Here is a 25,342-nt window from a genome sequence, read left to right as displayed (position 1 = left end):
GACAACGCGGCGAGGTGCGGTGCCGGACCCCGCGAGCCCGGCATGATCCAGACGAAAGACCCTGAGGAGCGGACAGACATGCGGATCCTGCCGTACGGTTCCTGGCCCTCGCCCCTGGACGCGGCGCTCGCCGCCGCGCACGACGGGCGTCCCGAGTACGTCGGTTTCGTCGGCGACGAGGTGTGGTGGACGGCGCCCCGCCCGGCCGAGGGCGGCCGGCGCACCCTGGTGCGACGCCGCGAGGACGGCACGCAGGAGTCCGTCCTGCCCGCGCCGTGGAACGTGCGCAGCCGGGTCCACGAGTACGGCGGACAGCCCTGGGCGGGCGAGGTGCGAGAGGGCCGGACCCTGGTGGTGTTCGTGCACTTCGCCGACCAGCGGCTGTACGCCTGGGAGCCCGGCGCCGAGCCCCGTCCGCTGACGCCCGTGTCCCAGGTGGGCGGCGGACTGCGCTGGGCGGAACCGCAGGTGCGGCCCGGTCTCGGCGAAGTGTGGTGTGTGCTGGAGGAGTTCACCGGCGAGGGACCCACCGAGGTGCGGCGGGTCCTGGCCGCGGTGCCGCTGGACGGCTCGGCGGCGGGGGACCGCGGCGCGGTGCGGGAACTCACCGACGACCGGAGGCGGTTCGTCACCGGGGCCCGGCTGTCGCCCGACGGGCGGCGGGCCGCGTGGCTGGCCTGGGATCATCCGCTGATGCCGTGGGACGGGACGCGGGTGCTGGTCGCCGAGGTCGGCGCCGACGGCACGTTCGGCGAGCCCGAGGTGGTGGCGGGCGGGCCGGAGGAGTCGATCGCCCAGGTCGAATGGTCGACAGATGGCTGCCTACTGTATGCAAGCGACCGTATGGGCTGGTGGAACCTGTACCAGGACCACCACCCCGTCTGTCCGCGCGAGGAGGAGTTCGGCGGACCGCTCTGGAAGCTCGGCCAGCGCTGGTTCGCCCCACTGGCGGACGGCACTGTCGCCGTCGTGCACGGCCGCGGGGCCGCCGCCCTCGGCGTCCTGGACCTGGAGACCGGCGAAATCGTCGACGTGGCCGGACCCTGGACCGAGTTCGCCTCCACCCTCGCCGTGCACGGCGCGGCAGGCGAGAGCGGGATCCCCTCCGCCCAAGGGCCGGGCAGGGTCGTCGCCGTCGGCGCCAGCCCCCGCAGCGCCCACGAGGTCGTCGAACTGGACACCCGGACCGGCCGCGCGCGGGTGATCGGCGCCGCCCATGACGACATCGTCGATCCCGCCCACTACCCCGAGCCCCAGATCCGTGTCTTCACCGGCCCCGAGGGCCGCGAGATCCACGCCCACGTCTACCCGCCGCACAACCCCGGCTGCGTCGCCCCCGGCGCCGAACTGCCGCCGTACGTCATCTGGGCGCACGGCGGGCCCACCGACCGGTCCCCGCTGGTGCTGGACCTGGAGATCGCCTACTTCACCTCCCGCGGCATCGGCGTCGCCGAGGTCGACTACGGCGGGTCGACCGGCTACGGGCGCGCGTACCGGGACCGGCTGCGCGGGCAGTGGGGCGTGGTCGACGTGGAGGACTGCGCTGCCGTCGCCCTCGCCCTCGCCGACGAGGGCACCGCCGACCACGGCCGGCTGGCCGTCCGGGGCGGCAGTGCGGGCGGCTGGACCGCCGCCGCCTCGCTGACCGGCACCGACGTCTACGCCTGCGGCACGATTCTCTACCCCGTCCTCGACCTCACGGCCTGGGCCACCGGCGAGACCCACGACTTCGAGTCCCGCTATCTCGACACCCTCGTCGGCCCCCTCGACGAGGTGCCCGCCCGCTACGCGCAGCGCTCGCCCGTCGAACACGCCGACCGGATCGGCGTACCGTTCCTGCTGCTCCAGGGCCTCGACGACGTGATCTGCCCGCCCGCGCAGGCCGAACGGCTCCTCGCCCGCATCGCGGGACGCGGGGTGCCGCACGCCTACCTCGCCTTCGAGGGCGAGGGGCACGGCTTCCGGCGGGCCGAGACGGTCGTGCGCGCCCTGGAGGCCGAACTGTCCCTGTACGCGCAGGTCTTCGGGCTGCGGGTGCCCGGCATTCCCACCCTGGAGCTGGCGAAGTGAAGGACCTTCTGCGGCCGTCCCGGCTCGCCCCCGGCGCCCGTGTGGCCGTCGTCGCGCCCAGCGGACCCGTCGTCGAGGAGCGGCTCCAGTCGGGCCTCGACCTGCTGCGGGGCTGGGACCTCGACCCGTTCGCCGCACCTCATGTCCTGGACCGGCACGGCGAGTTGGGTTACCTGGCCGGCACCGACGCCGAGCGGGCCGCCGACCTCCAGCGCGCCTGGTGCGACCCGTTCGTCGACGCGGTGATCTGCGCGCGCGGCGGCTACGGCGCCCAGCGCGTGGTCGACCTCCTCGACTGGGACGCGATGCGGGCCGCCGGGCCGAAGGTGTTCCTCGGCTTCAGCGACAGCACCACCCTGCATGAGGCGTTCGCCGTCCGCCTCGGCCTGGTCACGCTGTACGGGCCCGTCGCCGCCGGCATCGACTTCGTGAAGAACGCCCGCGCCCAGGACCACCTGAGGGCCACCCTGTTCGCCCCGGAAACCGTCCGCACCCTCACCTCGACCGGCACCGCCCTCGCCCCCGGCCGGGCCCGCGGCGTCACCCTCGGAGGCTGCCTCGCCCTCCTCGCCACCGGGTACGGCACCCCGCACACCCGGCCCGGCGCCCGCGGCGGACTGCTGTTGTTGGAGGACGTGGGGGAGCGGCCGTACGCCGTCGACCGGGCGCTCACCCAACTCCTGCGCACCGGCTGGCTCGACGGCGTCGCCGGGATCGCACTGGGCTCCTGGGCGCAGTGCGGCCCCTACGAGGAGCTGCGCCCGGTGCTGGCCGACCGGCTCGGCGCGCTCGGTGTCCCGGTCGTCGAGGAACTCGGCTTCGGCCACTGCGACGGGGCCCTCACGGTGCCCTTCGGCGTCACCGCGGAACTCGACGCCGACGCCGGCACACTCACCCTCGACGCGCCGGCGCTGCGCTGACGCGGGCGGCACCCGCCCGGCAACCGGATGCTGTGGGCGACCCCCGCCAAGCCGGGCAAGGGGAGACCAGGGCCGGGGAAGCGCCGTGGAACCGGCAGTTCGCCGGCCCCCGTTCCGCCGATCAGCGTCCGCCGAGCGGATTCGCCGACAGCCTCGTCACTCCCCGGACGGCTCCGCGCGCCGGCGCTGGATGGCCCCGACAGGTCACCCGAAGCGGCGGTGAGCGCCGACGCGGGCCGCCCCGGGCGTCACCCGTGGGCAGCCCTCGCCGCGCGTGCGGGCGCCCGCGGGCCCACCCTGGTCGCTATGAGTCCGATGACCTCCGAGAGCGGCGGGGCGAGCGGCGGGAAGACCGGCGGCAAGGGTGGCGCGCCGGCGCCCGTCCGGATCACCGTCCTCGCCCTCGTCGTCCTCGCCCTGATCTTCGTCTTCGAGAACACCGGTGCCACCCGGATCAGGCTGCTGGTCCCCGAGGTGACGGTGACGGTGCCGCTGTGGACGGCGCTCCTGGCCACCGGGGCCATCGGCGCGCTGTGCGGCGCGTACGCCGCCAGACGGCGCGGCTGACCCCGTCGTACGCTGGCCCGATGCCGCACATCGCATCCCGCCACCTCGCCGAGGGCCCCCGCGTGGGCATACGCCACTTCACCTACGCGGACGGGGACGAGTTCACCGCACGGGCCCGCGAGAGCAAGGACCTGCACCGTCCGTGGCTGTTCCCGCCCACCGGCACCGAGGCGTACCGGGCCTACGCGGGACGGCTGATCGAGGACCCCACGAAGGCCGGGTTCCTCGTGTGCACCCTGGACGACGGGGCCGTCGCCGGGTTCATCAACATCAACAACATCGTCGAAGGCGGTTTCCAGTGCGGCGCCCTCGGCTACGGCGCCTTCGCGCACGCCGCCGGGCGCGGACTGATGCGCGAGGGCCTCGGCCTCGTGGTGGGTCACGCCTTCGGGCCGATGCGGCTGCACCGGCTGGAGATCAACGTGCAGCCCGGCAACGCGGCCTCGATCGCGCTGGCGCGGTCCTGCGGGTTCCGCCTGGAGGGCTTCTCCCCGAAGATGATCTACATCGACGGGGACTGGCGCGACCACGAGCGGTGGGCACTCACCGCCGAGATGCGCTCCGCGCGACCGCCGCGCTCCGCGGCGCGCCCTTCCGGGTGAGCCTGGGGCCGCGCCCGCCCGCCCCCGGCACCGGGCCCGGCTGCCGGTCAACGCGCCGGCCCTCGCCTCCGACACCCTCCGGCTCGCCGACCGGGTCGAGCGGCACAGGGTCCACCTGGACGCAGACGTCCTCCACCCGACGGTCATGCCCGCCGTCGACAGCCCGGCCCCACGGCCTCTTCCCCGACGAACTCGTCGCCGTGCCGCGGCCGTTGGCGACACGGCGCACTGTGCGGGCCTCAACGTCACGATCTACGACCCCGACCCGGACCCCGACCGCACCGCGGGCGCGCTCCTCTCCGACCCCGTCGTGGCCGCCCTCGGCCGCTCCTGAGCCGGCGGGCCGACGGCCCCGTCCTCACGCCGGACGGCGGTCCACGTACTCGTACACGGAGCCGTCCGGGTGCCGCACGATCAGGTTGCGGCCGGCCGGGGTCGCCACCGGGCCCGCGATGATGTCCGCGCCCAGCTCGCCGAGCGTTCTGAGCGCCTCGTCGACGTCCGTCACGGCGATCGTCGCCGCGACCTTGCGCAGCACCTCCAGTTCCATGGCGGGACCGCTCATCAGCAGGAAGCAGCCGACCGCCGCGACCTGCACGCCGCCGCGCTCGAAGCGCAGTGCCGCAGTACCCGCGAGGCGCTCGTAGAAGGGGACGGCGGCTTCCAGATCATCGACGCAGACACGCAGGGTGGCTCCCAGAATGTTCATGCGGGGGAGCCTAGTTGGGCAGGCGGGCGGTGGAGATCTCTTCACCCGATCCCCCCGGCGGCGCGGCGGCGTTACCGGCCGGGGGCCCCGGGTACCCGCACGGTATGGAGCGTATCGATCACCTGGAGCATCTGGACAAGCATTTCGTCGACGAGCTGGCGCAGGTGGCGCGCGAGACCATCCGCGAGGAACTGCGCGAGCAGACCCGCAAGCAGAGGCGTACGGCGACCCTGTACGCCGCCTCCGGCGCGCTCGCCCTGTACGCGGGGGCCGCTCTCGCGCTCGCCGTCGGCCTCGCCCTCGGCATCGGGCTGCCCGGCTGGGCCGCAGCACTGATCACCGCGGCCGTCCTCGGCGTGCTGGCGTACGTCCTGCGCGGCGCCGCCCGCCCGCACTCCCGTCCGGCGCACCCCGGCCGCCCGGCCGACCCCGGCGGCGCGGACGCCGCACAGCCGGCGCCTGTCGTACCCCCCGTCGTACCGCCCGCCGGAGCGGCCACCGGCCTCGGCGCGCCCTACCCGCCGATGCCGCCGACCCCGCCGGACGAGGCGCCGCGGCCCGGCGGCGTCGACCCCGAGGCGCCGCACCACCGGGCCTGACGCCGAGTGCCTCCGGGAGAGTGCCTCAGCGTTGACCGCTTGATCGCCTCACGGCAGTTGCGGCAGCACCTTCGTGCGGTAGAAGTCGAAGAAGGCGCGCTGGTCGGGGCCGATCTGGTTGACGTAGATCCGGTCGAAGCCCGCGTCGGCGAACGCCTTGAGCGTGCTCACGTGGTCGTCCACGTCGTCGCCGCACACCGTGTTCTCGGCGACCATCTCGTGCGTGATCAGCGGCTCCAGCTGCTCGAAGTGACGCGGTGTGGGCAGCACCTGGCCCATCTCGCCGGGCAGCAGCTGGTTCGACCACAGCTTGCGGACCGTACGGACCGCCTCCTCGCGGTCGAGGCCGTAGCAGACCTTCGTGCCGCCGCTGACGAGCTTGGCGCCGCCGCCGCCCTTGCGGAACTGCTCCACCATCGCCTCCTGCGGCATCATCGTGATGTAGCCGTCGCCGACCCGGGACGCCAGCGAGGTCGCCTTGGGGCCGAAGCCGGAGATGTCGATGGGGACCGGTTCGTCGGGGACGGTGTAGAGGCGGGCGTTCTCCACCGTGTAGTGGGTGCCGGCGTGGTTGACCTCCTCGCCGGTGAACAGCCGCCGCATGACCTGGATCGCCTCCTCCAGCATGTCCAGACGGACATGCGCGGGCGGCCACGCGTCGCCCAGGATGTGCTCGTTGAGCGCCTCGCCCGAGCCGACGCCCAGCCGGAAGCGGCCACCCGTCATCACCGCGCTCGTCGCGGCGGCCTGCGCCACCACCGCCGGGTGCATCCGTACGGTCGGGCAGGTCACGGCCGTCTCGATGGGCAGCGACACCGCCTCCGACAGCGCGCCGATCACCGACCAGACGAAGGGACTCTGGCCCTGCGCGTCGTTCCACGGGTGATAGTGGTCGGAGATCCAGAGCGCCGTGAATCCGGCCTGCTCGGCCATTCGCGCCTGTTCGACCAGGTCCGCGGGGCCGAACTCCTCGCAGGACAGGAAATAGCCGTACTCGGGCATGGGGGATACCTCCGCTGTGGTGCGGCGGGTGGGCGGTCGCGGTCCGGGTTACCCCGCGGGCGGGCCGGAAACCGGGCCGACGACGGGGGACCCGGCGGGCCGGGCGGGCCCGGTGCGGCGGGCCCGGCGAAACGTTTGGCCGGCCCGGCCCGGGGGACGCGGAAAACTCCCGTACGACACACTTCCCCGCGGCCCCGACGGCGTGGGGGCCATCGGAGGCGAACGTGAGTCGACCCCGCATCGTGATCGTCGGAGCCGGCTTCGCCGGATACCGCACCGCCCGCACCCTCGCGCGGGCGGCCTGCGGCCGGGCCGAGATCACCCTGCTGAACCCGACCGACTACTTCCTGTACCTGCCCCTGCTGCCCCAGGTGGCCGCCGGCATCCTCGAACCGCGCCGGGTCACCGTCTCCCTCGCCGGCACCCTGCCCGACGTGCGGCTCGTGCTCGGCGAGGCCGGCCGTATCGACCTCGACGGGCGCACCGTGCACTACACCGGCCCCGAGGGGGAGCGGGGCAGCCTCGGCTACGACCGGCTGGTGCTGGCCGCCGGCAGCGTCAACAAGCTGCTGCCCATCCCCGGCGTCGCCGAGCACGCGCACGGCTTCCGCGGCCTGCCCGAGGCGCTCTACCTGCGCGACCACGTGACCCGCCAGGTCGAACTGGCCGCCTCCGACGGCGAGGGCCCGCTCTGCTCCGCGCGCTGTACGTTCGTGGTGGTCGGCGCCGGCTACACCGGCACCGAAGTCGCCGCGCAGGGGCAGCTGTTCACCGACGCGCTGGTGCGCGCCCACCCCCTGCGCGAGGGCATGCGGCCGCGCTGGCTGCTCCTCGACGTCGCCGAGCGCGTCCTGCCCGAGCTGGACGAACGGCTCTCCGGCACCGCCGACCGGGTGCTGCGCGAGCGGGGCGTCGACGTGCGGATGGGGACCTCCGTGAAGGAGGCCACCCCGGACGGAGTCCTGCTCACCGACGGCGAGTTCGTCGGCACCCGCACCCTCGTCTGGTGCGTGGGCGTACGGCCCGACCCCCTCGCGGAGTCCCTCGGACTGCCCATGGAGCGCGGCCGGCTCCTCGTCGAGCCGACCCTCCAGGTGCCGGGCAGGCCCGAGGTGTTCGCCTGCGGTGACGCAGCCGCCGTACCCGATCTGGAGAAGCCGGGGGAGTACACGCCGATGACGGCGCAGCACGCCTGGCGGCAGGGCAAGGTCGCCGGGCACAACATCGCCGCCTCGCTGACCGGGCGGGAGCTACGGCCCTACCGGCACAAGGACATGGGCTTCGTCGTCGACCTCGGCGGGGTCAAGGCCGCCGCGAACCCGCTCGGCATCCCGCTGTCGGGGCTGCCGGCCGGCGCGGTCACCCGCGGCTACCACCTGGCCGCCATGCCCGGCAACCGGGTGCGCGTCGCGGCCGACTGGCTGCTCGACGCCGTACTGCCGCGCCAGGCCGTCCAGTTGGGCCTCGTACGGTCCTGGTCGGTACCGCTGGACACGGCGTCGCCGGAACTGGCGCGGGTGCCGGACGGGCGCGAGCGGCGGGAGACGGACACGGCGTCCGGCGGGGCCGGCGCCCCCTCGCCCGGCGGCCGCAAGGCGGTGGGCGGAGGCGGCGGTGACGACACCTCCCGCACGATCACCTCGCCGACACCCGAACCGGTGCAGAGCGAGCCCGCGAAGAGGAACCGGCAGGGCGCGGAGCCCGCGGAACCCCGGCGGGGCGCGGAGCCGGCGAAGAACCAGCCGGGTGGTGAGCCGGCGAAGAACCAGCCGGGTGGTGAGCCCGCCAGGAACCAGCCCGGTGGCGAGCCGGCGAAAAAGCAGCCGGGTGGTGAGCCCGTGAAGAACCAGCCAGGTGGCGAGCCCGCTAGGAAGCAACCGGGCCGTGAGCCCGCGAAGGGCCGGCCCGGCTCCGAGCCGGCCGCCGGGGAACAGCCGCGCCCGCAGCCCGCCCCCACGCGTTCCGCCCCGACGCGTTCCGCCCCTCAGGAAGGAGACCGGTAACCCGATGGACACCGCCGAACTCACCGAACTCGGACAGCAGTTGCGGGTGGACGGCGTCCGCGCCTCCGCCGCCGCGGGGTCCGGGCATCCGACGTCCTCGATGTCCGCCGCGGACCTGATGGCCGTCCTGCTGGCGAACCACCTCCGCTACGACTTCGACCGCCCAGCCCACCCGGCCAACGACCGCTTCGTCCTCTCCAAGGGCCACGCCTCCCCGCTGCTGTACGCGGCGTACAAGGCGGCCGGAGCCATCGACGACGACGAACTCCTCGGCTTCCGCAAACTCGGCAGCCGTCTCGAAGGGCATCCCACCCCGCAGCGCCTGCCCTGGGTGGAGACGGCCACCGGCTCCCTCGGCCAGGGGCTGCCGGTGGGCGTGGGCATCGCCCTGGCGGGCAAGCGGCTGGACCACTCCGAGCACCGGGTGTGGGTGCTGTGCGGGGACAGCGAGATGGCCGAGGGGTCGGTGTGGGAGGCCGCCGAACACGCGGGCCACGAGCACCTCGACAACCTCACCGTGATCGTCGACGTCAACCGGCTCGGCCAGCGCGGCCCCACCCGGCACGGTCACGACCTCGACGCCTACGCCCGCCGCTTCCAGGCCTTCGACTGGCACACCGTCGAGGTCGACGGGCACGACGTGGACGCCGTCGACCGTGCGTACGGCGAGGCGGTCTCCACCAAGGGCCAGCCCACCGCGATCCTCGCCCGCACCCTCAAGGGCAGGGGCGTCGAGGCCGTCCAGGACCGCGAGGGCCTGCACGGCAAGCCGCTGCCGGACGCCGACGAGGCCATCGCGGAACTCGGCGGGATCCGCGACCTGCGCGTGCGGGTGCACGAGCCGCCCGCCACCCGCATGCTGCACTCCGTGCCGACCGGCCGCCTCGACCTGCCCCGCTGGGAGAAGGGCGACCCCGAGAAGGGAGTCGCCACCCGGGACGCCTTCGGGCAGGCGCTCGCCGCCCTCGGCACCGCCCGCGGGGACGTCGTGGCCCTGGACGGCGAGGTCGGCGACTCCACCCGCACCGAGTTCTTCGCCAAGGAACACCCCGACCGATTCTTCGAGTGCTACATCGCCGAGCAGCAGCTCGTGGCGAGCGCGGTCGGCATGGCCACCCGCGGCTGGGTGCCGTACGCCTCCACCTTCGCGGCCTTCCTGACCCGCGCCCACGACTTCGTGCGGATGGCCTCCATCAGCGGAGCCGGGATCAACCTGGTCGGCTCCCACGCCGGGGTGGCGATCGGGCAGGACGGGCCCTCGCAGATGGGCCTGGAGGACCTGGCGATGCTGCGGGCCGTGCACGGCTCGACCGTCCTGTACCCCTGCGACGCCAACCAGACGGCCCGGCTGGTGGCTGCCATGGCCGGACTCGACGGCATCCGCTATCTGCGCACCTCGCGCGGCGAGAGCCCGGTGATCTACGGGCCCGACGAGGAGTTCCCGGTGGGCGGCAGCAAGGTGCTGCGTTCCTCCGGCGGCGACCGGCTGACCGTCGTCGCGGCCGGTGTCACCGTGCACGAGGCGCTCAAGGCCGCCGACGCCCTCGCCGCCGACGGCGTCCCGGTCCGGGTGATCGACCTGTACTCGGTCAAGCCCGTCGACCGTGCCACCCTGCGGCAGGCCGCCGAGGAGACCGGCTGTCTCCTGACCGTCGAGGACCACCACGAGGAGGGCGGCCTCGGCGACGCCGTCCTCGACGCCTTCACCGACGGGCGGCCCGTGCCCCGCCTGGTGCGGCTGGCCGTGCGCATGATGCCCGGCTCGGCGACGCCGGGCGAGCAGCTGCGCGCTGCGGGCATCGACGCCGACGCGATCGCCGCCTCCGCCCGGCTGCTGGTGGAGACGGCGGTCGTCCCGTGAGGAGGCTGCGGCTGCCGGTGGAGACGGCGGCCGTTCGATGAGCGACGACGATGGTTCGATGAGTGACGGTGGTCGTCCGGCGGGCGGCGGCGTCCGGGCGCTGCGTGCCGGACGCCGCACGGTCGAGGTCCACCGGCCGGACAAGGTGCTCTTCCCGGCCGGTGCCGACGGCAGGGAGTACACCAAGGGCGACCTGGTGGCGTACTACCGGTCGGTGGCCGCGTTCATGCTGCCGCAGCTGCGCGGCCGGCCGCTGATGCTCGAACGGCATCCGGACGGCGTCGACGGCCCCCGGTTCATGCAGAAGAACACCCCCGAGCACTACCCGGAGTGGATCACCCGGGTGGAGGTCGACAAGGAGGACGGCACCGTCCTGCACACCGTGTGCGACGACGTGGCCACCCTCCTCTACCTCGCCGACCAGGCCTGCCTCACCCTGCACCGCTGGCCGGCACGGGCCGGCCGGGTCGACCGCCCGGACCTGATGATCTTCGACCTGGACCCGTCCGGCGACGACTTCGAGGCCGTGCGCGAGGCTGCCCGACAGCTCGGCGAACTGCTCGACGAGGTGCGGCTGCCCTCGGCGCTCATGACCACCGGCTCACGCGGACTGCACGTCGTCGTCCCGCTGAACGGACGGCACGGCTTCGACGAGGTGCGGGCCTTCGCGCGCGACGCCGCCGACCTGCTCGCCGCCGAGCACCCGGACCGGCTGACGACCGCCGCCCGCAAGAAGGACCGCGGCGGGCGGCTCTACCTCGACGTGCAGCGCAACGCTTACGCGCAGACCGCCGTCGCCCCCTTCACGGTGCGCGCCCGGCCGGGCGCCCCCGTCGCCATGCCCCTCACCTGGGAGCAGCTCGACGACCCCGGCCTCGGCCCGCGCCGCTGGACCATCGCCGACGCCGTCGAGCAGGCCCGCACCGAGCCGTGGTCCGGGGTGAGCACCCGTGGCCGGGCCCTGGGACCCGCCCGGCGCCGACTCGACGCGCTGCGTGGCTGACGCGTACACCGTCCGTGCACACCCCCCCGTCCAGACCCCCGTCCGCACACCGTCCGTTCGCGGGCCGTCCGGCCCGCGTCGCGGACGCGTACGCCTGTGAAGGTTTGGCGAGGGACCTTGCGGCCACCCGGAAGGGAGAGGTGGTCATGGCGAACACGAGAAGCACCAAGGGTGCGACGGAGAAAAGGACTTCACCGAAGGCCCCGACGGGCGGGGCCCGGGACGACGACGACCCCGAAGGCAAGGAAGACACCGTGACGGACGACCGGCCGAGCCCCATGGACGTGCTGCGTCAGGCGCGCGCCCAGCTCGCCGAGCTGACCGGCATGACCGCCGAGAGCGTCTCGTCGTTCGCGCAGACCGAGGACGGCTGGTCCCTGGAGGTCGAGGTCCTGGAACTGGAACGGGTGCCCGACACGATGAGCCTCATGGCCAGCTATGAGGTCGAGCTCGACCCGCAGGGGCAGCTCACCGGCTACCGCCGCGTCCGCCGGTACGAACGCGGGCGGGCCGACGCCCACCGGCCCGGCGGCCGGTAGGCCCGCAGGCCCGTACGTCCGGTCGGACACGGTACGGGTTCGAACACCACTCACCCATACAAGGAGGTGCGGTCGGCATGACCGTGGTCCCGGCACAACAGTCCGGTGGCGGAGGCGGCTCCAGCGGCCTCTACGACGTACTGGAGCTCGTTCTCGACAGGGGGCTGGTCATCGACGCCTTCATACGGGTCTCTCTGGTCGGCATCGAGATACTGAAGATCGACGTGCGTGTCGTCGTGGCCAGCGTCGACACCTATCTGCGGTTCGCCGAGGCGTGCAACCGCCTCGACCTGGAGGCGGGCCCGCGCAAGAGCCCCGGCCTGCCCGAGATCGTCGGAGAGGTCACCGAGTCCGGCGCGCGCGGCAAGTCGAAGGGCGCTCTGTCCGGTGCCGCCGAGACCATCTCCGGAGCCTTCAAGCAGGCCCGTGAGGAGAGCGGCGAGCCCGAGACCAGGCCGCGTCCGCGCAAGGCGACCTCCGCGCGCCGGAAGGAGGAGCAGGAGTGAGCACCTATGTCTACGGCGTCACCGCCGCTTCGCACCCGGCCCTCCCGGAGGGTCTGACAGGAGTGGGAGAGCCGCCGCTGCCGGTGCGGGTGCTGCGCGCGGGAGAGCTGGCGGCGATCGTCAGCGACGCCCCGGAGAACCTGCGGCCCAAGCGCCGCGATCTGCTCGCCCACCAGACCGTCCTCGGCGAGACGGGGGCGTCGGGCTGTGTGCTGCCCATGCGGTTCGGCAGCGTCGCCCCCGACGACGACGCGGTCACCGGAGTGCTCACCGAGCGTGCCGACCACTACCTGGAGCGACTGCGGGCCCTGGAGAACAAGGTCGAGTACAACGTCAAGGCCTCCCATGTGGAGGAGGCCGTACTGCACCAGGTGATGGCGGACAGCCCCGAGCTGCGCGCGCTGGCCGAGGCCAACCGGCAGGCGGGCGGCGGCACGTACGAGCAGAAGCTGCAGCTCGGCGAGATGGTGGCCGCGGCGGTCAAGTCCCGGGAGGCGGAGGACGCGGCGGAGATCCACCGGGTGCTGGAACCCCTGTCGACGGGTGTCGAGCCGGGTCCGGAGTCCACCGGCTGGCTCGCCAACGTCTCCTTCCTCGTGGACCGCGACGAGGCCGCGCGGTTCCTGGAGACGGCGGAGGGGCTGCGCGAGTCCCGCCCCCACCTGGAGGTGCGGGTGAACGGCCCGCTGCCTCCGTACAGCTTCGTCGAACCCGGCCCCGCGAAGCCGGCCGTCCCGGCGGCCGAGTAGGGGGCGCGCAAGCGGAAGGAGAAGGGAGATGGGCCTGATCTCAGAGGTGCTGCTGCTGCCGTTCGCCCCGGTGCGAGGTACCTCCTGGGTGATCCAGCAGGTCGTCCGGGAGGCCGAGCGGATCTACTACGACCCCGCCACGGTGCGGGCCGAACTCTCCCGACTGGAAGAGCAGTTGGGGGCCGGAGAGATCACGGAGGAGGAGTTCGACCGGATGGAGGACGAACTCCTCGACCGGCTGGACATCGCCATGAGCAGAAATGCGGGAACCGACGACGGGACGGCACGATGAACCGAGTGGGACTGGGCCTCGCGATAGGGGCCGGATATCTCCTGGGACGTACGAAAAAGATGAAACTGGCCTTCGCCGTGGGTTCGATGGTCGCGGGCAAGCGGCTGAACCTGACGCCGCGCGCGCTGGCCGAGGTGGTCTCCCAGCAGTTGAAGGACAACCCCCAGTTCAAGGAGATCGGTGACGAGCTGCGCCAGGACCTGCGCGGGGTCGGCAAGGCGGCCTCAGGCGCGATGGTCGAGCGGCAGATGAACGCCCTCGCCGACCGGCTGCACAGCCGTACCGGCCAGGTCCGCGACCAGCTCCAGGGAGTCGTCCCCGACGTGGACGCCCAGAAGAACGCCACGGACGACAAGGGCCGCACGGGCGGCAACGACGACAGCGCCACGGACGAGGAGTACGACGAGCCGGAGTCCGCGCGCGACGAGGACGAGGAAGAGGGACGGGACGACGAGGACGCCGCGGACGACAGCGAGGAGCGTCCGCGCAGGAAGGCGCCGGCGAAGAAGGCGGCGGCCAAGAAGACCGCCAAGAAGGCCCCGGCCAGGACGTCGCCCGCGAAGAGGACCGCGGCGTCGGCCCGCAAGACGGCCGAGAAGACCGCGTCGCGGGGCCGGCGCCCGAAGGGAGGCGGTGAGCGATGACCGAGACCCTCGGATCGGCCACGTCGGCGGCCGGCGGAACGGCAGGCAAGGCGGCCGGCAAGGCGGACGGCGGCAACCCGCTGACGGGGGTCGCGCAGAGCGAGGCCGCCGACCGGTTGAAGGCGGAGGTGCAGGAGTACCTCGCCGCGCAGACCGAGCGTGTGCTGGCCGGCGTGGGCCGCAAGCTCGGCGAGACGACCCTCAAGCTGAACGACATCGCCGAGGGCAAGAGCCCCGGCTTCGCCAAGCTCGCCCTGGACGGCGGCCGCAAGGTGGCCGAGGGCAAAGGCCCGGTGCGTACCGCGCTGGAACTGGGCGCCTCCCACGCCAAGGACAAGGTGACCGGCGCCCTGAAGAACCTGGGCGGCGGCAAGGGCAAGCGCAAGGGCGGCTCGGGCAGCAAGCCCACCGTCATCATGGAGCAGATCGACGTCGGCGTGCCGCTGCGCACCGCCTACGACCAGTGGACCCAGTACCAGGACTTCAGCACCTTCGCCAAGGGCGTCAAGAGCGCGAGCCGCGCCGACGACACCACGAGCGACTGGCAGCTGAAGGTGTTCTGGTCCAACCGGAGCTGGAAGGCGACGACCACCGAGCAGCTCCCGGACGACCGGATCTCCTGGACGTCGGAGGGTGCCAAGGGCACCACCAAGGGCGTCGTCTCCTTCCACCGGATCGACGACAACCTCACCCGCGTCCTGCTGGTCATCGAGTACTACCCGGTCGGTCTGTTCGAGAAGACCGGCAACATCTGGCGTGCCCAGGGCCGCCGTGCCCGCCTCGACCTGAAGAACTTCGCCCGGTTCGTCACACTCAAGGGGGAGGCGGAGGACGGCTGGCGCGGCGAGATCCGCGACGGCGAGGTCGTCCGCTCCCACGAGGACGCGCTCGCCGAGGAGGAGAGCGAGTCCGAGGAGTCCGACGAGTCCGAGGAGACGTACGACGAGGACGGGCCGGAGGCCGGGTACGACGAGGAGGAGGAACCCGAGGGCGAGTACGAGGAAGACGACGAGACCGACGAGACCGACGAGACCGAGGAGGAGGGTGAGCCGGAGGACGAGTACGAGGAGGCCGACGAGTACGAGGACGAGCCCGCGTCCGACGAGGACAGGAGTCGGCGATGAGCGTCCCGAGCCGGATGCCGGAACCGTACGGCCAGAGCAGCGGCGCCAACCTCGCGGACATCCTGGAACGGGTCCTCGACAAGGGCATCGTCATCGCCGGTGACATCCGGATCAACCTGCTCGACATCGAACTGCTCACCATCAAGCTCCGGCTCATCGTCGCCTCGGTCGACAAGGCCAAGGAGATGGGCATCGACTGGTGGGAGGACGACCCGGCGCTGTCCACCCGTGCCAGACGCGACCAGCTCACACGGGAGAACGCGGAGCTGCGCGAGCGGCTGGCGCGACTGGAGGAACTGCAGCCGGGCCGTGCGCCCGCCAGGGAGGAGGCACCGTGACCGCACTGCGGTACGTGTACGCCGTCTGCCGGCCCCTCGCAGCGCCGCTCCAGGCGGAGTTGACGGGAGTGGCGGGCGCACCGGCCAAGCTGCTGCACCACCACGGCCTGATCGCCGTCGTCAGCAACGTGCCCGAACGCGACTTCGCCGAGGAACCCCTCCGCGCCCATCTGGAGGACCTGGACTGGCTCGCCGCCACCGCGCGCGGTCACCAGCAGGTGATCGACGCGCTGACGGCGGTCACCACGCCGCTGCCGCTGCGGCTCGCCACCGTGTTCCGTGACGACAGCGGCGTCCGCGTCATGATCGAGGAGCGTGAGGAGGTCTTCCTGCGCACCCTGGACCGGCTGGAGGGGCGCGTGGAATGGGGCGTGAAGGTGTACGTCGAGCCCACCGGCCAGGAGGAGACCGCGGGCCCGGACCGGCCGGCGCCGAAACCCGCCTCGGGCCGTGACTATCTCCGGCAACGGCGCATGAAGGCGCGGGAGCACGAGGACACCTGGCAGCGGGCGGAACAGTACGCCGGCCGGCTGCACTCCCTGCTGTCGGAGCACGCCGACGCGGCCCGTCTTCACGCACCGCAGAACTCGGCCCTCTCCAGGGCCTCGGGACAGAACGTGCTGAATGCCGCCTATCTGGTGCCCCGTGCGAAATCCGAGGAATTCGTGGAAATCGTGGACCGCACGAAGGGCGAGGAGCCCGGAATGCGCGTCGAACTCACGGGCCCGTGGGCGGCCTATTCCTTCGTGGAGCCCGCGGCGGCCGAGGGAACGCAGGCCGCCGAGGAGGCCGGGAGTGCAGGGGAGGAGGGCTCATGACCGTCGTGGAGCGCCGCGAGATCGCCCTCGTCGACCTGCTCGACCGGCTGCTGGCGGGCGGCGTCGTCATCACGGGCGACATCACCCTGCGGATCGCGGACGTCGACCTGGTCCGTATCGACCTGAACGCCCTGATCAGCTCCGTGAACGAGAATGTTCCGTCGCCCTGGAGGGACCTTTCGTGAGCACGCCGCGCAAGCGTCATCTCGATCTCGAACCCGACACCGTCGAGCGCGATCTGATCAAGCTCGTCCTGACCGTCGTGGAACTGCTGCGCCAGCTGATGGAACGGCAGGCGCTGCGCCGCTTCGACCAGGGTGATCTGTCCGAGGAGCAGGAGGAGCGGATCGGGCTCACGCTGATGCTGCTCGACGACCGGATGACGGAACTGCGCGAGCGGTACGGCCTGCGGCCCGAGGACCTGAATCTGGACCTCGGGCCGCTCGGACCGCTGCTGCCCCGGGAGTGAGAAAGTCTCCGAATGGTCAAGATATTCGGACCTTCAAAACCTCCGAGGTTCCCGGAGCTAATTCACCACCTGTACCAACGGCCCCGGCCGCCCGCCGCGGTGGTTCCGCGCATAAGGAATCCGAGGAGCCAGATGACGAGGACCGCGATCGCGATCCACCACAGCACATCCACCGCGAATCCGGCACCGAAAAGAATCAGCACCAGTAGCAGTACCAGCAGAATAGGAACCATAGTTTCGAACCTCCTGCTGTCCGTGTTTCCCTGAATTCGCGATTCAGGCATCCTTTCTGCACAGAATTTCTCCGTGCAGAACGGCGAACCAGCCGTCGTCCCGCTTTCCCCATTCCCGCCAGGCGTCGGAGACGGCCCGCAGTCGTGCGGCGTCGGCGTGGCCGCCCGCGGTGGCGCGTTCCGCGTAGGCGGAGGCCAGGGTGCGGTCGGCCCACAGGCCGCTCCACCAGGCCCGTTCGTGGGCGGTGGCGAAGGTCCAGGTGGCCGAGGTGGCGGTGATGTCGGTGAGGCCCGCTTCCAGGGCCCAGGACTTCAGCCGGCGTCCGGCGTCGGGTTCCCCGCCGTTGGCGCGGGCCACCGTGCGGTACAGGTCCAGCCAGTCGTCCATCCCGGCGGAGGCGGGATACCAGGTCATGGCCGCGTAGTCCGCGTCGCGGACGGCCACGTACCCGCCAGGGCGGGTGACACGGCGCATCTCGCGCAGCGCCTGCACGGGGTCGCCGACGTGCTGGAGCACCTGGTGGGCGTGGACCACGTGGAACGTGTCGTCCGGGTACTCCAGGGCGTGCACGTCTGCGACCGCGAAGTCGATGTTGGTCAGGCCGCGGCCGGCGGCCGTGGAGCGGGCCTGCTCCAGGATGCCGGGCGCGTGGTCGACGCCCGTGACATGTCCGTCGGGGACCAGGGTGGCCAGGTCGGCGGTGATGGTGCCCGGACCGCAGCCGATGTCCAGGATCCTCATGTGCGGCTTCAGTGAACCGAGCAGGTACGCCGCCGAGTTGGCGGCGGTCCGCCAGGTGTGCGACCGCAGTACCGACTCGTGGTGTCCGTGCGTGTAGACGGCGCTCTCCCGTGCTCCCGGCATGGCTCAGCCCTTTCTCGACGGCCCCGTCCCCGGGCTCGGGGTGGCCCGGGGGCTGACGTGTGCCACCGTACGCAGGCATTCGCATGTTGAGACAGATCATTCTGAAATATGGACTGACGTACCGTCAGGGACGGGGTCGGAACGGCGAGTCCGGGCTCAGCGGGGCGAGCCCGCGGGCGACGGCCCAGGTGAGGGCCGACGGTGAGGGCCCACGGTGAGGCCCAGCCCAGTCCGGCGGCCGGGTCCGACGGCGGCGGACGAGGGGGAGGTCCGATCCGATGGGCGGGGGCCGTCGGCCCGACGTCCGGGCTCATGGCCCGCGGGTACTCTTCAGGGGCCGGTTCCTGAGCGCGGGGCGGCACGACATCAAGGGGTGAGCGCATGCGTCTGCTCCTGGTCCGCCACGGCGAGACTCCCTCCAACGTGGACCGGCTCCTGGACACAGCCGTCCCCGGCCCCGGCCTGACGCGGCTCGGCGAACGGCAGGCCGCCGCCCTGCCCGAGGCCCTCGCCGGCGAGGACATCGACGCCCTGTACGCCTCCACCCTGGTGCGTACCCGGCTCACCGCCGCGCCGCTGGCCGCCGCCCGCGGCGTGGACATCCTCGTCCGCGACGGCATCCGGGAGATCACCGCCGGTGACCTCGAACTCCTGCCGGGCGACGCCGGGCCGGGCGAGCGGTACATGCGCACGGTGTTCGCCTGGGCGGCCGGGGACGTACGGCTGCGCATGCCGGGCGGCGAGAGCGGCACCGAGTTCCTGGAGCGCTACGACGCCGTGGTCGCCGAGGCCGCTGCGAGCGGGGCCCCTACCGTCGCCCTGGTCAGCCACGGCGCCGCGATCCGCACCTGGACGGCCGCCCGCGCGCTCAACGTCGACGTGCCCTTCGCCGCCGCCCACCCACTCGCCAACACCGGCGTGATCGTCCTCGACGGCTCCCCGTCCGACGGGTTCAAGGCCCTCACCTGGGCGGGCGCGACCGTGACCCCCGCGGGTGAGGGCGGACCGGCCGGCGAGCCGTACGACCCGGCCGGATGATCTCCGGCCTGCGCGGACCACGCCCATAACGGTTTGCCGCATCCGGTGCGCGGACCGCAGAATGCACCCTCATGGGACATCTGGAAGCGGCGCACCTCGAGTACTACCTCCCCGACGGGAGGACCCTGCTCGGCGACGTGTCCTTCCGGGTGGGTGAAGGGGCCGTCGTCGCGCTGGTCGGACCCAACGGCGCCGGCAAGACAACCCTGCTGCGGCTGATCTCCGGCGAGCTGAAACCGCACGGCGGGACGGTCACCGTCAGTGGCGGGCTCGGTGTGATGCGTCAGTTCGTCGGCTCCGTACGGGACGAGACGACCGTACGCGACCTGCTCGTGTCGGTGTCCTCGCCGCGCATCCAGGAGGTGGCCAAGGCCGTCGACAAGGCCGAGCACGCGATCATGACCGTGGACGACGAGGCCGCGCAGATGAGCTACGCGCAGGCCCTCTCCGACTGGGCCGAGGCGCACGGCTACGAGGCCGAGACACTGTGGGACATGTGCACGACCGCCGCCCTCGGCGTGCCCTACGACAAGGCGCAGTTCCGTCAGGTGCGCACCCTGTCCGGCGGTGAGCAGAAGCGGCTGGTGCTGGAGGCGCTGCTGCGCGGCACCGACGAGGTGCTCCTGCTCGACGAGCCGGACAACTACCTGGACGTGCCCGGCAAGCGGTGGCTGGAGGAGCGGCTGAAGGAGACCCGCAAGACGGTCCTCTTCGTCTCCCACGACCGCGAACTCCTCTCCCGCGCCGCCGAGAAGATCGTCTCCGTGGAGCCGGGACCGGCGGGCGCCGACGCCTGGGTGCACGGTGGCGGCTTCGCCACGTACCACGAGGCCCGGCGGGAACGCTTCGCCCGCTTCGAGGAGTTGCGCCGCCGCTGGGACGAGAAGCACGCCCAGCTGAAGAAGCTCGTCCTGAACCTCCGTCAGGCCGCCTCCATCAGCCACGAGTTGTCCTCCCGCTACCAGGCCGCCCAGACCCGGCTGCGCAAGTTCGAGGAGGCCGGTCCGCCGCCCGAGCCGCCGCGCGAGCAGGACATCACCATGCGCCTCAAGGGCGGCCGGACCGGCGTGCGGGCCGTCACCTGCAAGGGACTTGAGCTGACCGGCCTGATGAAGCCGTTCGACCTGGAGGTCTTCTACGGCGAACGGGTCGCGGTTCTCGGCTCCAACGGCTCCGGCAAGTCCCACTTCCTGCGCCTGCTGGCCGGCGACACCGTGGCCCACACGGGGGAGTGGAAACTGGGCGCGCGGGTCGTCCCCGGCCACTTCGCGCAGACCCACGCGCACCCCGAGCTGCTCGGCCGGACGCTGCTGGACATCCTGTGGCAGGAGCACTCCCAGGACCGGGGCGCGGCCATGTCCCGGTTGCGCCGCTACGAGCTGACCCAGCAGGCCGAGCAGGCCTTCGACCGGCTGTCCGGCGGCCAGCAGGCCCGGTTCCAGATCCTGCTGCTGGAGCTGGAGGGCGTCACCGCCCTGCTCCTCGACGAGCCGACCGACAACCTCGACCTGGAGTCCGCCGAAGCCCTCCAGGAAGGACTGGAGGCCTTCGACGGCACGGTCCTCGCCGTCACCCACGACCGGTGGTTCGCCCGCTCCTTCGACCGCTACCTGGTCTTCGGCAGCGACGGGCGGGTCCGCGAGACCCCGGAGCCGGTCTGGGACGAACGCCGCGTGGAGCGCGTCCGCTAGAACGCGGCGTCAGATCTGCCGGCGGACGCGCGCAGTCACGTCCGGCGCGGCAGCGCGCCCGGGCCGCCCGCCGGGGTTTCCTCGCCGGCCTCCGTCACCAGGAGGACGGGGGCGCCGGCGGCCACCGCGGAGCGGATCCAGCAACTTGTCGACGCGGCGTTCACGAGCCGCCTCGACCGGCGCCCGGAACCCCTTCCGCGGCCCGCCGCGCCCCTGACCGCCAAAGGCGCGCGCGGCCCGGAGCCGCGCACTGCCCCGCCGGCCGCCGGCCGCCGGACCAGCGCGGACGCGGTGAGGTGACGCTCGTCAGGGGTGCCTTCGGTGTGCCGGGAGGTGTCGACGTGGACGGAGGCCCAGGAGCCGGAATGTTCGTACAGTGGATGCAGAAACGCGAGATTCATGGCCACTCCCGGACATCGGCCGGATGTCTGTGCTCCTCCGGCGGGTACTCGGGCCCCATGGACGAACACGACGAACGGGGCACCACGATGACCGGAGTCGACCCCGACCGGCTGGACGACCAGCAGCTCATGAAGGAGCTGGAGACGATCCACCGCACCCGCCACGACACCCTCCTGCACGGCTCGAACGACGCCCTGCGCGCCCACAACGACCGGATGGCGAAGCTGGAGGGCGAGTACCTGCGCCGCAACCCGCGCCGCTTCGTCTCGCCGGGCCGCACCCGCGACGGCGCCCGGGAACGCACCGGTCAGGCCGACGGTACGGACCGCTCGGGCACCCCGGTCGGCAAGTGGGGCCCCGGCACGGCGAACGGTTCCGGCAGGGCCTGAAACGCCTGCCGGAACCGCTTTGTCGAAGTTGCCCGATGCCTTCTCGGCCTTCTCGACCACCTCGGCCGGCCGGGCCCCGGAGGACCAGCGGCCGGCCGGGGCCCGGGAGGCCGCTCAGCAGCTCAGGCGGCTTCCTGGGCGAACACCTCCGGATACGTTGCGCAGAACGCCTTCAGATCGTCCGGCTTGCGGCTGGTCACGAGCTTGTTCGGCCCGTGGTCGCAGACCTTGACCTGCTCGTCCACCCAGGTACCGCCCGCGTTGCGGATGTCCGTCCGCAGGCTGGGCCACGAGGTCAACACCCGGCCGCGTACGACGTCCGCCTCGACCAGCGTCCACGGGGCGTGGCAGATCGCGGCGACCGGCCGGCCCTGCTCGAAGAACGCCTTGACGAACGAGACCGCCTGCTCGTCGGTACGCAGGAAGTCGGGGTTGGCGACCCCGCCCGGCAGGACGAGCCCGCCGAAGGAGTCCGCGGACGCCTGGCCGGCCACCTCGTCGACGGGGAACGTGTCCGCCTTGTCGAGGTGGTCGAAGGCCTGGACCTCACCCGGCTCGGTCGACACCAGCACGGGCTCGTGTCCCGCGTCCTTCGCCGCCTGCCAGGGGTCGGTCAGCTCCACCTGCTCGACGCCCTCGGGAGCCGTCAGAAACGCGATGCGCATGATCGTTCAACGTCCTTTCCTGGTATGCCCGTGACCCTGACTCCGACTGCTCACGTCCCGCCTTTCGTCAGGGTCTGGGCCAGTTCCTGCACGGTGGTGTAGCGCTGCTTGTCCGGGAGCCGGCGGACGGCGTCGACGAGAGCGTCCGGCGCGTGCTTGCGGCGCAGGGTCCGGGCCAGCTCGTGAGGGCCGGCCGGGAAGGCGCTGCGGCCCAGGATGCGGGCCAGCTCCAGACGCACCGTCGCCAGCGACGCCCGCGCGTCACCCGGCACCACCGGTCCGCCCCAGACCGCCGGATCGTCCTCGGCGGACGGCTCGGGGTCATGCCATTCCTCGGACCGCGTGGGGTGCCCGGACCTGAGCAGACCCTGCAGTTCGTGCTTCATCTCGTCGTCCCGGTGGACACTCAGCCGGTCGCTGCCTCGCTGCATGTGTCTCCCTCCAGATCCTCGGGTGCGGGCCCACCGCGTACCCGGCGCACGGCAACCGACACGAGGTCCCGCCCGCCGAAGCCCGCGGACGCGCTCACCTGCGCTCGCGCCCCGGCAGGAACTCCTGCACCTTCGCCTTGAAACCCTGCTTCAGCACCGAGCCCCGGTCCGCGTCGCCCCGCAGGATCGACGCGGCCGTCGACTCCATCTGCTCCCAGGTCGCGTGCGGCGGGACGGGCGGCACCGCCGGGTCGGTGAGGAACTCCACGACCGCCGGCCCGTCCGCCTCCAGCGCCGCGCGCCAGCCCGCCGCCACGTCCTGCGGCTTCTCCACCCGCACCCCGGTCAGCCCGAGGGAGCGGGCGAACGCCGCGTACTGCACGTCGGGCAGCTCCTGCGACGGCAGGAACGAGGGGGCGCCCCCCATGGCCCGCAGTTCCCACGTCACCTGGTTGAGATCCTGGTTGTTCCAGACGGCGACCACGAGGCGCCGGTCCGTCCAGCGGTCCTGGTACTTCGCCGCCGTGATCAGCTCCGCGAGTCCGTTCATCTGCATCGCTCCGTCCCCGACCAGCGCGATCACCGGCCGGTCCGGATGGGCGAACTTCGCCCCGATCGCGTACGGCACCCCGCAGCCCATCGACGCCAGCGTGCCCGACAGCGAGCCGCGCATGTCGCCGCGCATCGTCACGTGCCGCGCGTACCAGTTCGCCACCGAACCCGAGTCGGAGGTGAGGATCGCATCCTCCGGCAGCAGCGGGTCCAGGACCCGCGCCACGTACTCCGGGTTGACGGGGTCGGCCGACACCTGCGCCCGCCGGTCCAGCACGTCCCGCCAGTGGCGGACGTTGTCGCACACCGTGTCGAACCACTCGCGCCCCCGGGTGTCCTCGGACGCCAGCATCGGGATCAGCCGCCGCAGCGTGTCCCGCGCGTCACCGACCAGGTTCACCTCGTACGGATACCGCATCCCGACCATGTGCGGATCGAGATCGATCTGCACTCCCCGCGCCTTGCCGAACTCCGGCAGGAACTGTGTGTACGGGAAGGAGGAGCCGATCGTCAGCAGGGTGTCGCAGTCACGCATCAGCTCGTACGACGGCCGGGTGCCGAGCAGGCCGATCGAGCCCGTGACGTACGGCAGCTCGTCGCTGAGCACGTCCTTGCCGAGCAGCGCCTTGGCCACACCCGCGCCGAGAAGCCCGGCGATCCGCTCCACCTCCACGCGGGCCCCCGCCGCCCCCTGGCCCACCAGGATCGCCACCTTGTCACCGGAGTCGAGGATCTCAGCCGCCCGCCGCAGGGACTCCTCCGAGGGCACCGTCGTCCACTCGCTGACGTCCAGGCTGGAGGGCACCATCTTGAACTCGTGCGTGGGCGGCGAGTAGTCCAGCTCCTGCACGTCGCCGGGGATGATGACCGCGGTCGGGCAGCGGCGGGCGTACGCGGTACGGATCGCCCGGTCCAGGACGTTCGGCAACTGTTCGGGGACCGTCACCGTCTCCACGAAGTCCGAGGCGACGTCCTTGAACAGGGTGTGCAGGTCGACCTCCTGCTGGTAGGAGCCGCCCATCGCGGAGCGGTGCGTCTGGCCCACGATCGCCAGCACCGGCACATGGTCCAGCTTCGCGTCGTACAGGCCGTTGAGGAGGTGGATGGCGCCCGGTCCGGAGGTCGCCGCGCACACGCCGAGGCGGCCGCTGAACTTCGCGTAGCCGACCGCCTGGAACGCCGACATCTCCTCGTGCCGGGACTGCACGAAACGCGGCTGGTCCTCGGCCCGGCCCCAGGCGGCGAGGAGCCCGTTGATGCCGTCGCCGGGATAGCCGAAGACCTGCTCCACACCCCACTCGCGCAGCCGTCGCAGGACATGGTCGGAGACCTTGGTGCTCATGGCGGGCCCTCCCTGGGCGTCGGGGCACGGGAACAAGGGCGTGCGCGTGTGTGCCCCGTCCCGAGTGACCCCGCGAGACCGCCGAAAACCAGCGAGGACGGGTTGCCGCAACGGTTGCCGCAACCGGTTCCCGCAACCGGTTCCCGAGACGCTGCGTGAGGAAGCGCGGAGTAGGGAAACGCGGCGTAACCGCTGTCGTTCGTTTCCGTCGCCCCGGCGAGCGGGTCACCCGAACGGCTGCGGCCGTCGCGCCAATGGACCGTGGCCACGCGCGCCGGCGGGCGGAGCGGGCTGTGATGGCCGTGGGGCACGGACATGTGCCCCGCAGTCGTCGGCCGAAGGAGCCGTCCCATGCGCCGCACCGCCCGTGTCCTGTCCGTCGCCGCCCTGGCCGGTGCCGTGCTGGCCGGCGTCGCCCCGGCCGCGTCCGCGGACCCGGCGGTGGAGGTCAGCCCGGCCACGGCCGCCCCGGGAAGCAGCCTCACCGTCACCGTCACCTGCGACCCCCTCGGCGCGCCCGCCCCCCAGGCCATCGAGGCCGTCTCGGACGCCTTCGAGGACGGCACGCTCGAACTCACCCTGGAACCCGGCGGCGACGAGCTGACCGGCCCCTCCTACCGGGGCACCGCCCGCATCGCCCCGGCCGCCGACCTCGACGCCCCGGCCGCCGACCTCGACGCCCCGGCCGCCGACCTCGCCGTACCGGCCGACGCCCTCGGCACGGACTCCGCCTGGACCGTCGACGGCACCTGCCCGGCACCGCCCGCGCGGGGGACGTCGTAGGTGGCGCCCCCCCGGCCGGCGTCGGCGCCGGGCGGGGCGGCGCGGGTGCCGTGGACGGGGCGGGAGGTGGGCGGGCGCAGGGCGGGTGCGCGTACAGGCGAGACGGCGGCGAGGGGGGCGCGGTCGGGGGGAGGGA

The 25,342-nt window shown here is 72.7% G+C and carries 31 protein-coding genes; 23 read left to right on the top strand and 8 right to left on the bottom strand.

The window, feature by feature from the left end; all coding sequences use genetic code 11:
- Positions 1–78: 78 nt before the first annotated feature.
- From P1P75_RS07080 to P1P75_RS07060, 5 genes are all read left to right on the top strand, one after another.
- Positions 79–2,070 (top strand): prolyl oligopeptidase family serine peptidase, encoded by a 1,992-nt coding sequence (locus tag P1P75_RS07080; protein WP_319252620.1) that lies wholly within the window; start codon positions 79–81, stop codon positions 2,068–2,070.
- Positions 2,067–2,990, top strand: coding sequence for an LD-carboxypeptidase (locus P1P75_RS07075; protein WP_319252618.1), 924 nt, complete (start codon positions 2,067–2,069; stop codon positions 2,988–2,990). Before P1P75_RS07080 ends, P1P75_RS07075 begins: the two co-directional genes overlap by 4 nt.
- Before the next feature lie 306 nt (positions 2,991–3,296).
- Positions 3,297–3,557, top strand: coding sequence for a DUF1049 domain-containing protein (locus P1P75_RS07070; RefSeq protein ID WP_319252617.1), 261 nt, complete (start codon positions 3,297–3,299; stop codon positions 3,555–3,557).
- Between the two features lie 20 nt (positions 3,558–3,577).
- Entirely contained in the window at positions 3,578–4,159 is a 582-nt protein-coding gene (locus P1P75_RS07065; protein WP_319252615.1) for a GNAT family protein, read from the top strand.
- A gap of 145 nt (positions 4,160–4,304) precedes the next feature.
- Positions 4,305–4,493 (top strand): hypothetical protein, encoded by a 189-nt coding sequence (locus P1P75_RS07060; protein WP_319252613.1) that lies wholly within the window; start codon positions 4,305–4,307, stop codon positions 4,491–4,493.
- A 24-nt stretch (positions 4,494–4,517) separates the two neighbouring features.
- On the opposite strand, the gene P1P75_RS07055 is transcribed toward P1P75_RS07060, so the two are convergent.
- Positions 4,518–4,868, bottom strand: a complete 351-nt coding sequence (locus tag P1P75_RS07055) for a VOC family protein (protein ID WP_319252611.1) — start codon at positions 4,866–4,868, stop codon at positions 4,518–4,520.
- Between the two features lie 104 nt (positions 4,869–4,972).
- Here P1P75_RS07055 and P1P75_RS07050 point away from each other — a divergent pair, with 104 nt between their 5' ends.
- Positions 4,973–5,467, top strand: a complete 495-nt coding sequence (locus P1P75_RS07050; RefSeq protein ID WP_319252609.1) for a phage holin family protein — start codon at positions 4,973–4,975, stop codon at positions 5,465–5,467.
- Positions 5,468–5,515: 48 nt separating this feature from the next.
- Here the strand turns inward: P1P75_RS07050 and P1P75_RS07045 are convergent, their stop codons facing one another.
- Positions 5,516–6,469 (bottom strand): LLM class F420-dependent oxidoreductase, encoded by a 954-nt coding sequence (locus P1P75_RS07045; RefSeq protein ID WP_319252607.1) that lies wholly within the window; start codon positions 6,467–6,469, stop codon positions 5,516–5,518.
- Between the two features lie 224 nt (positions 6,470–6,693).
- Between P1P75_RS07045 and P1P75_RS07040 the strand changes: the two genes are divergently transcribed.
- The 13 genes from P1P75_RS07040 to P1P75_RS06980 all read left to right on the top strand — a co-directional run bounded on the left by P1P75_RS07040 (position 6,694) and on the right by P1P75_RS06980 (position 16,815).
- Positions 6,694–8,472, top strand: a complete 1,779-nt coding sequence (locus P1P75_RS07040) for an FAD-dependent oxidoreductase (protein WP_319252605.1) — start codon at positions 6,694–6,696, stop codon at positions 8,470–8,472.
- Positions 8,473–8,476: 4 nt separating this feature from the next.
- Positions 8,477–10,333: a transketolase gene (locus P1P75_RS07035; protein WP_319252603.1), complete on the top strand. Its 1,857-nt coding sequence runs from the start codon at positions 8,477–8,479 to the stop codon at positions 10,331–10,333.
- A gap of 58 nt (positions 10,334–10,391) precedes the next feature.
- Positions 10,392–11,336, top strand: coding sequence for a non-homologous end-joining DNA ligase (ligD, locus tag P1P75_RS07030; RefSeq protein WP_319252601.1), 945 nt, complete (start codon positions 10,392–10,394; stop codon positions 11,334–11,336).
- A 140-nt stretch (positions 11,337–11,476) separates the two neighbouring features.
- Entirely contained in the window at positions 11,477–11,875 is a 399-nt protein-coding gene (locus P1P75_RS07025; protein WP_319252599.1) for a gas vesicle protein, read from the top strand.
- 77 nt (positions 11,876–11,952) lie between these two features.
- Complete coding sequence (locus tag P1P75_RS07020) at positions 11,953–12,381, top strand: gas vesicle structural protein GvpA (protein ID WP_319252597.1); 429 nt, start codon at positions 11,953–11,955, stop codon at positions 12,379–12,381.
- Positions 12,378–13,130, top strand: coding sequence for a GvpL/GvpF family gas vesicle protein (locus tag P1P75_RS07015; RefSeq protein WP_319252595.1), 753 nt, complete (start codon positions 12,378–12,380; stop codon positions 13,128–13,130). Before P1P75_RS07020 ends, P1P75_RS07015 begins: the two co-directional genes overlap by 4 nt.
- Positions 13,131–13,158: 28 nt before the next feature.
- Positions 13,159–13,422 (top strand): gas vesicle protein GvpG, encoded by a 264-nt coding sequence (locus tag P1P75_RS07010; RefSeq protein ID WP_319252593.1) that lies wholly within the window; start codon positions 13,159–13,161, stop codon positions 13,420–13,422.
- Entirely contained in the window at positions 13,419–14,066 is a 648-nt protein-coding gene (locus tag P1P75_RS07005) for a DNA primase (RefSeq protein ID WP_319252591.1), read from the top strand. Before P1P75_RS07010 ends, P1P75_RS07005 begins: the two co-directional genes overlap by 4 nt.
- Positions 14,063–15,190: an SRPBCC family protein gene (locus tag P1P75_RS07000; protein WP_319252589.1), complete on the top strand. Its 1,128-nt coding sequence runs from the start codon at positions 14,063–14,065 to the stop codon at positions 15,188–15,190. Before P1P75_RS07005 ends, P1P75_RS07000 begins: the two co-directional genes overlap by 4 nt.
- Positions 15,187–15,528, top strand: coding sequence for a gas vesicle protein (locus P1P75_RS06995; protein WP_319252587.1), 342 nt, complete (start codon positions 15,187–15,189; stop codon positions 15,526–15,528). The genes P1P75_RS07000 and P1P75_RS06995 overlap by 4 nt, the downstream gene beginning before the upstream one ends.
- Positions 15,525–16,346 carry a GvpL/GvpF family gas vesicle protein gene (locus tag P1P75_RS06990; RefSeq protein ID WP_319252585.1) on the top strand — a complete coding sequence of 274 codons (822 nt, stop codon included), beginning with the start codon at positions 15,525–15,527 and terminating at the stop codon, positions 16,344–16,346. The genes P1P75_RS06995 and P1P75_RS06990 overlap by 4 nt, the downstream gene beginning before the upstream one ends.
- Positions 16,343–16,531, top strand: a complete 189-nt coding sequence (locus tag P1P75_RS06985) for a gas vesicle protein (protein ID WP_319252583.1) — start codon at positions 16,343–16,345, stop codon at positions 16,529–16,531. The genes P1P75_RS06990 and P1P75_RS06985 overlap by 4 nt, the downstream gene beginning before the upstream one ends.
- Positions 16,528–16,815 (top strand): gas vesicle protein K, encoded by a 288-nt coding sequence (locus P1P75_RS06980; RefSeq protein WP_266464683.1) that lies wholly within the window; start codon positions 16,528–16,530, stop codon positions 16,813–16,815. Before P1P75_RS06985 ends, P1P75_RS06980 begins: the two co-directional genes overlap by 4 nt.
- Positions 16,816–16,877: 62 nt before the next feature.
- Here the strand turns inward: P1P75_RS06980 and P1P75_RS06975 are convergent, their stop codons facing one another.
- Complete coding sequence (locus tag P1P75_RS06975; RefSeq protein ID WP_319252581.1) at positions 16,878–17,048, bottom strand: hydrophobic protein; 171 nt, start codon at positions 17,046–17,048, stop codon at positions 16,878–16,880.
- Between the two features lie 43 nt (positions 17,049–17,091).
- Positions 17,092–17,913 carry a class I SAM-dependent methyltransferase gene (locus P1P75_RS06970; protein WP_319252579.1) on the bottom strand — a complete coding sequence of 274 codons (822 nt, stop codon included), beginning with the start codon at positions 17,911–17,913 and terminating at the stop codon, positions 17,092–17,094.
- 381 nt (positions 17,914–18,294) lie between these two features.
- On the opposite strand from P1P75_RS06970, the gene P1P75_RS06965 reads away from it, so the two are divergent.
- Both P1P75_RS06965 and P1P75_RS06960 read left to right on the top strand, forming a co-directional pair.
- Positions 18,295–18,951, top strand: coding sequence for a histidine phosphatase family protein (locus P1P75_RS06965; RefSeq protein ID WP_319252577.1), 657 nt, complete (start codon positions 18,295–18,297; stop codon positions 18,949–18,951).
- A gap of 71 nt (positions 18,952–19,022) precedes the next feature.
- A complete protein-coding gene (locus P1P75_RS06960) occupies positions 19,023–20,642 on the top strand; it encodes an ATP-binding cassette domain-containing protein (RefSeq protein WP_319252574.1) in 1,620 nt (539 codons plus the stop codon).
- A gap of 35 nt (positions 20,643–20,677) precedes the next feature.
- Here P1P75_RS06960 and P1P75_RS06955 read toward each other — a convergent pair whose 3' ends face one another.
- Positions 20,678–21,043 (bottom strand): hypothetical protein, encoded by a 366-nt coding sequence (locus P1P75_RS06955; protein ID WP_319252683.1) that lies wholly within the window; start codon positions 21,041–21,043, stop codon positions 20,678–20,680.
- Positions 21,044–21,100: 57 nt separating this feature from the next.
- Here P1P75_RS06955 and P1P75_RS06950 point away from each other — a divergent pair, with 57 nt between their 5' ends.
- Entirely contained in the window at positions 21,101–21,433 is a 333-nt protein-coding gene (locus tag P1P75_RS06950; protein ID WP_319252572.1) for a DUF6158 family protein, read from the top strand.
- Positions 21,434–21,555: 122 nt separating this feature from the next.
- Here the strand turns inward: P1P75_RS06950 and P1P75_RS06945 are convergent, their stop codons facing one another.
- The 3 genes from P1P75_RS06945 to P1P75_RS06935 form a co-directional block, all read right to left on the bottom strand.
- The gene (locus P1P75_RS06945) at positions 21,556–22,098 is read right to left on the bottom strand and encodes a type 1 glutamine amidotransferase domain-containing protein (RefSeq protein ID WP_319252570.1); all 543 of its coding nucleotides are present in this window, start codon (positions 22,096–22,098) and stop codon (positions 21,556–21,558) included.
- A 50-nt stretch (positions 22,099–22,148) separates the two neighbouring features.
- Positions 22,149–22,529 (bottom strand): DUF2795 domain-containing protein, encoded by a 381-nt coding sequence (locus P1P75_RS06940; protein WP_319252568.1) that lies wholly within the window; start codon positions 22,527–22,529, stop codon positions 22,149–22,151.
- Positions 22,530–22,623: 94 nt separating this feature from the next.
- Positions 22,624–24,423, bottom strand: a complete 1,800-nt coding sequence (locus P1P75_RS06935) for a thiamine pyrophosphate-requiring protein (protein WP_319252566.1) — start codon at positions 24,421–24,423, stop codon at positions 22,624–22,626.
- 351 nt (positions 24,424–24,774) lie between these two features.
- Between P1P75_RS06935 and P1P75_RS06930 the strand changes: the two genes are divergently transcribed.
- Positions 24,775–25,206: a hypothetical protein gene (locus P1P75_RS06930; protein WP_319252564.1), complete on the top strand. Its 432-nt coding sequence runs from the start codon at positions 24,775–24,777 to the stop codon at positions 25,204–25,206.
- The last annotated feature ends 136 nt before the right edge of the window (positions 25,207–25,342 follow it).

The organism is Streptomyces sp. ID05-39B, assembly GCF_033794725.1.
Taxonomy (GTDB): Bacteria; Actinomycetota; Actinomycetes; order Streptomycetales; family Streptomycetaceae; genus Streptomyces; species Streptomyces bobili.
The sequence above is the reverse complement of the archived record's forward strand: the minus strand, read 5'-3'. Positions and strand labels throughout refer to the sequence as shown.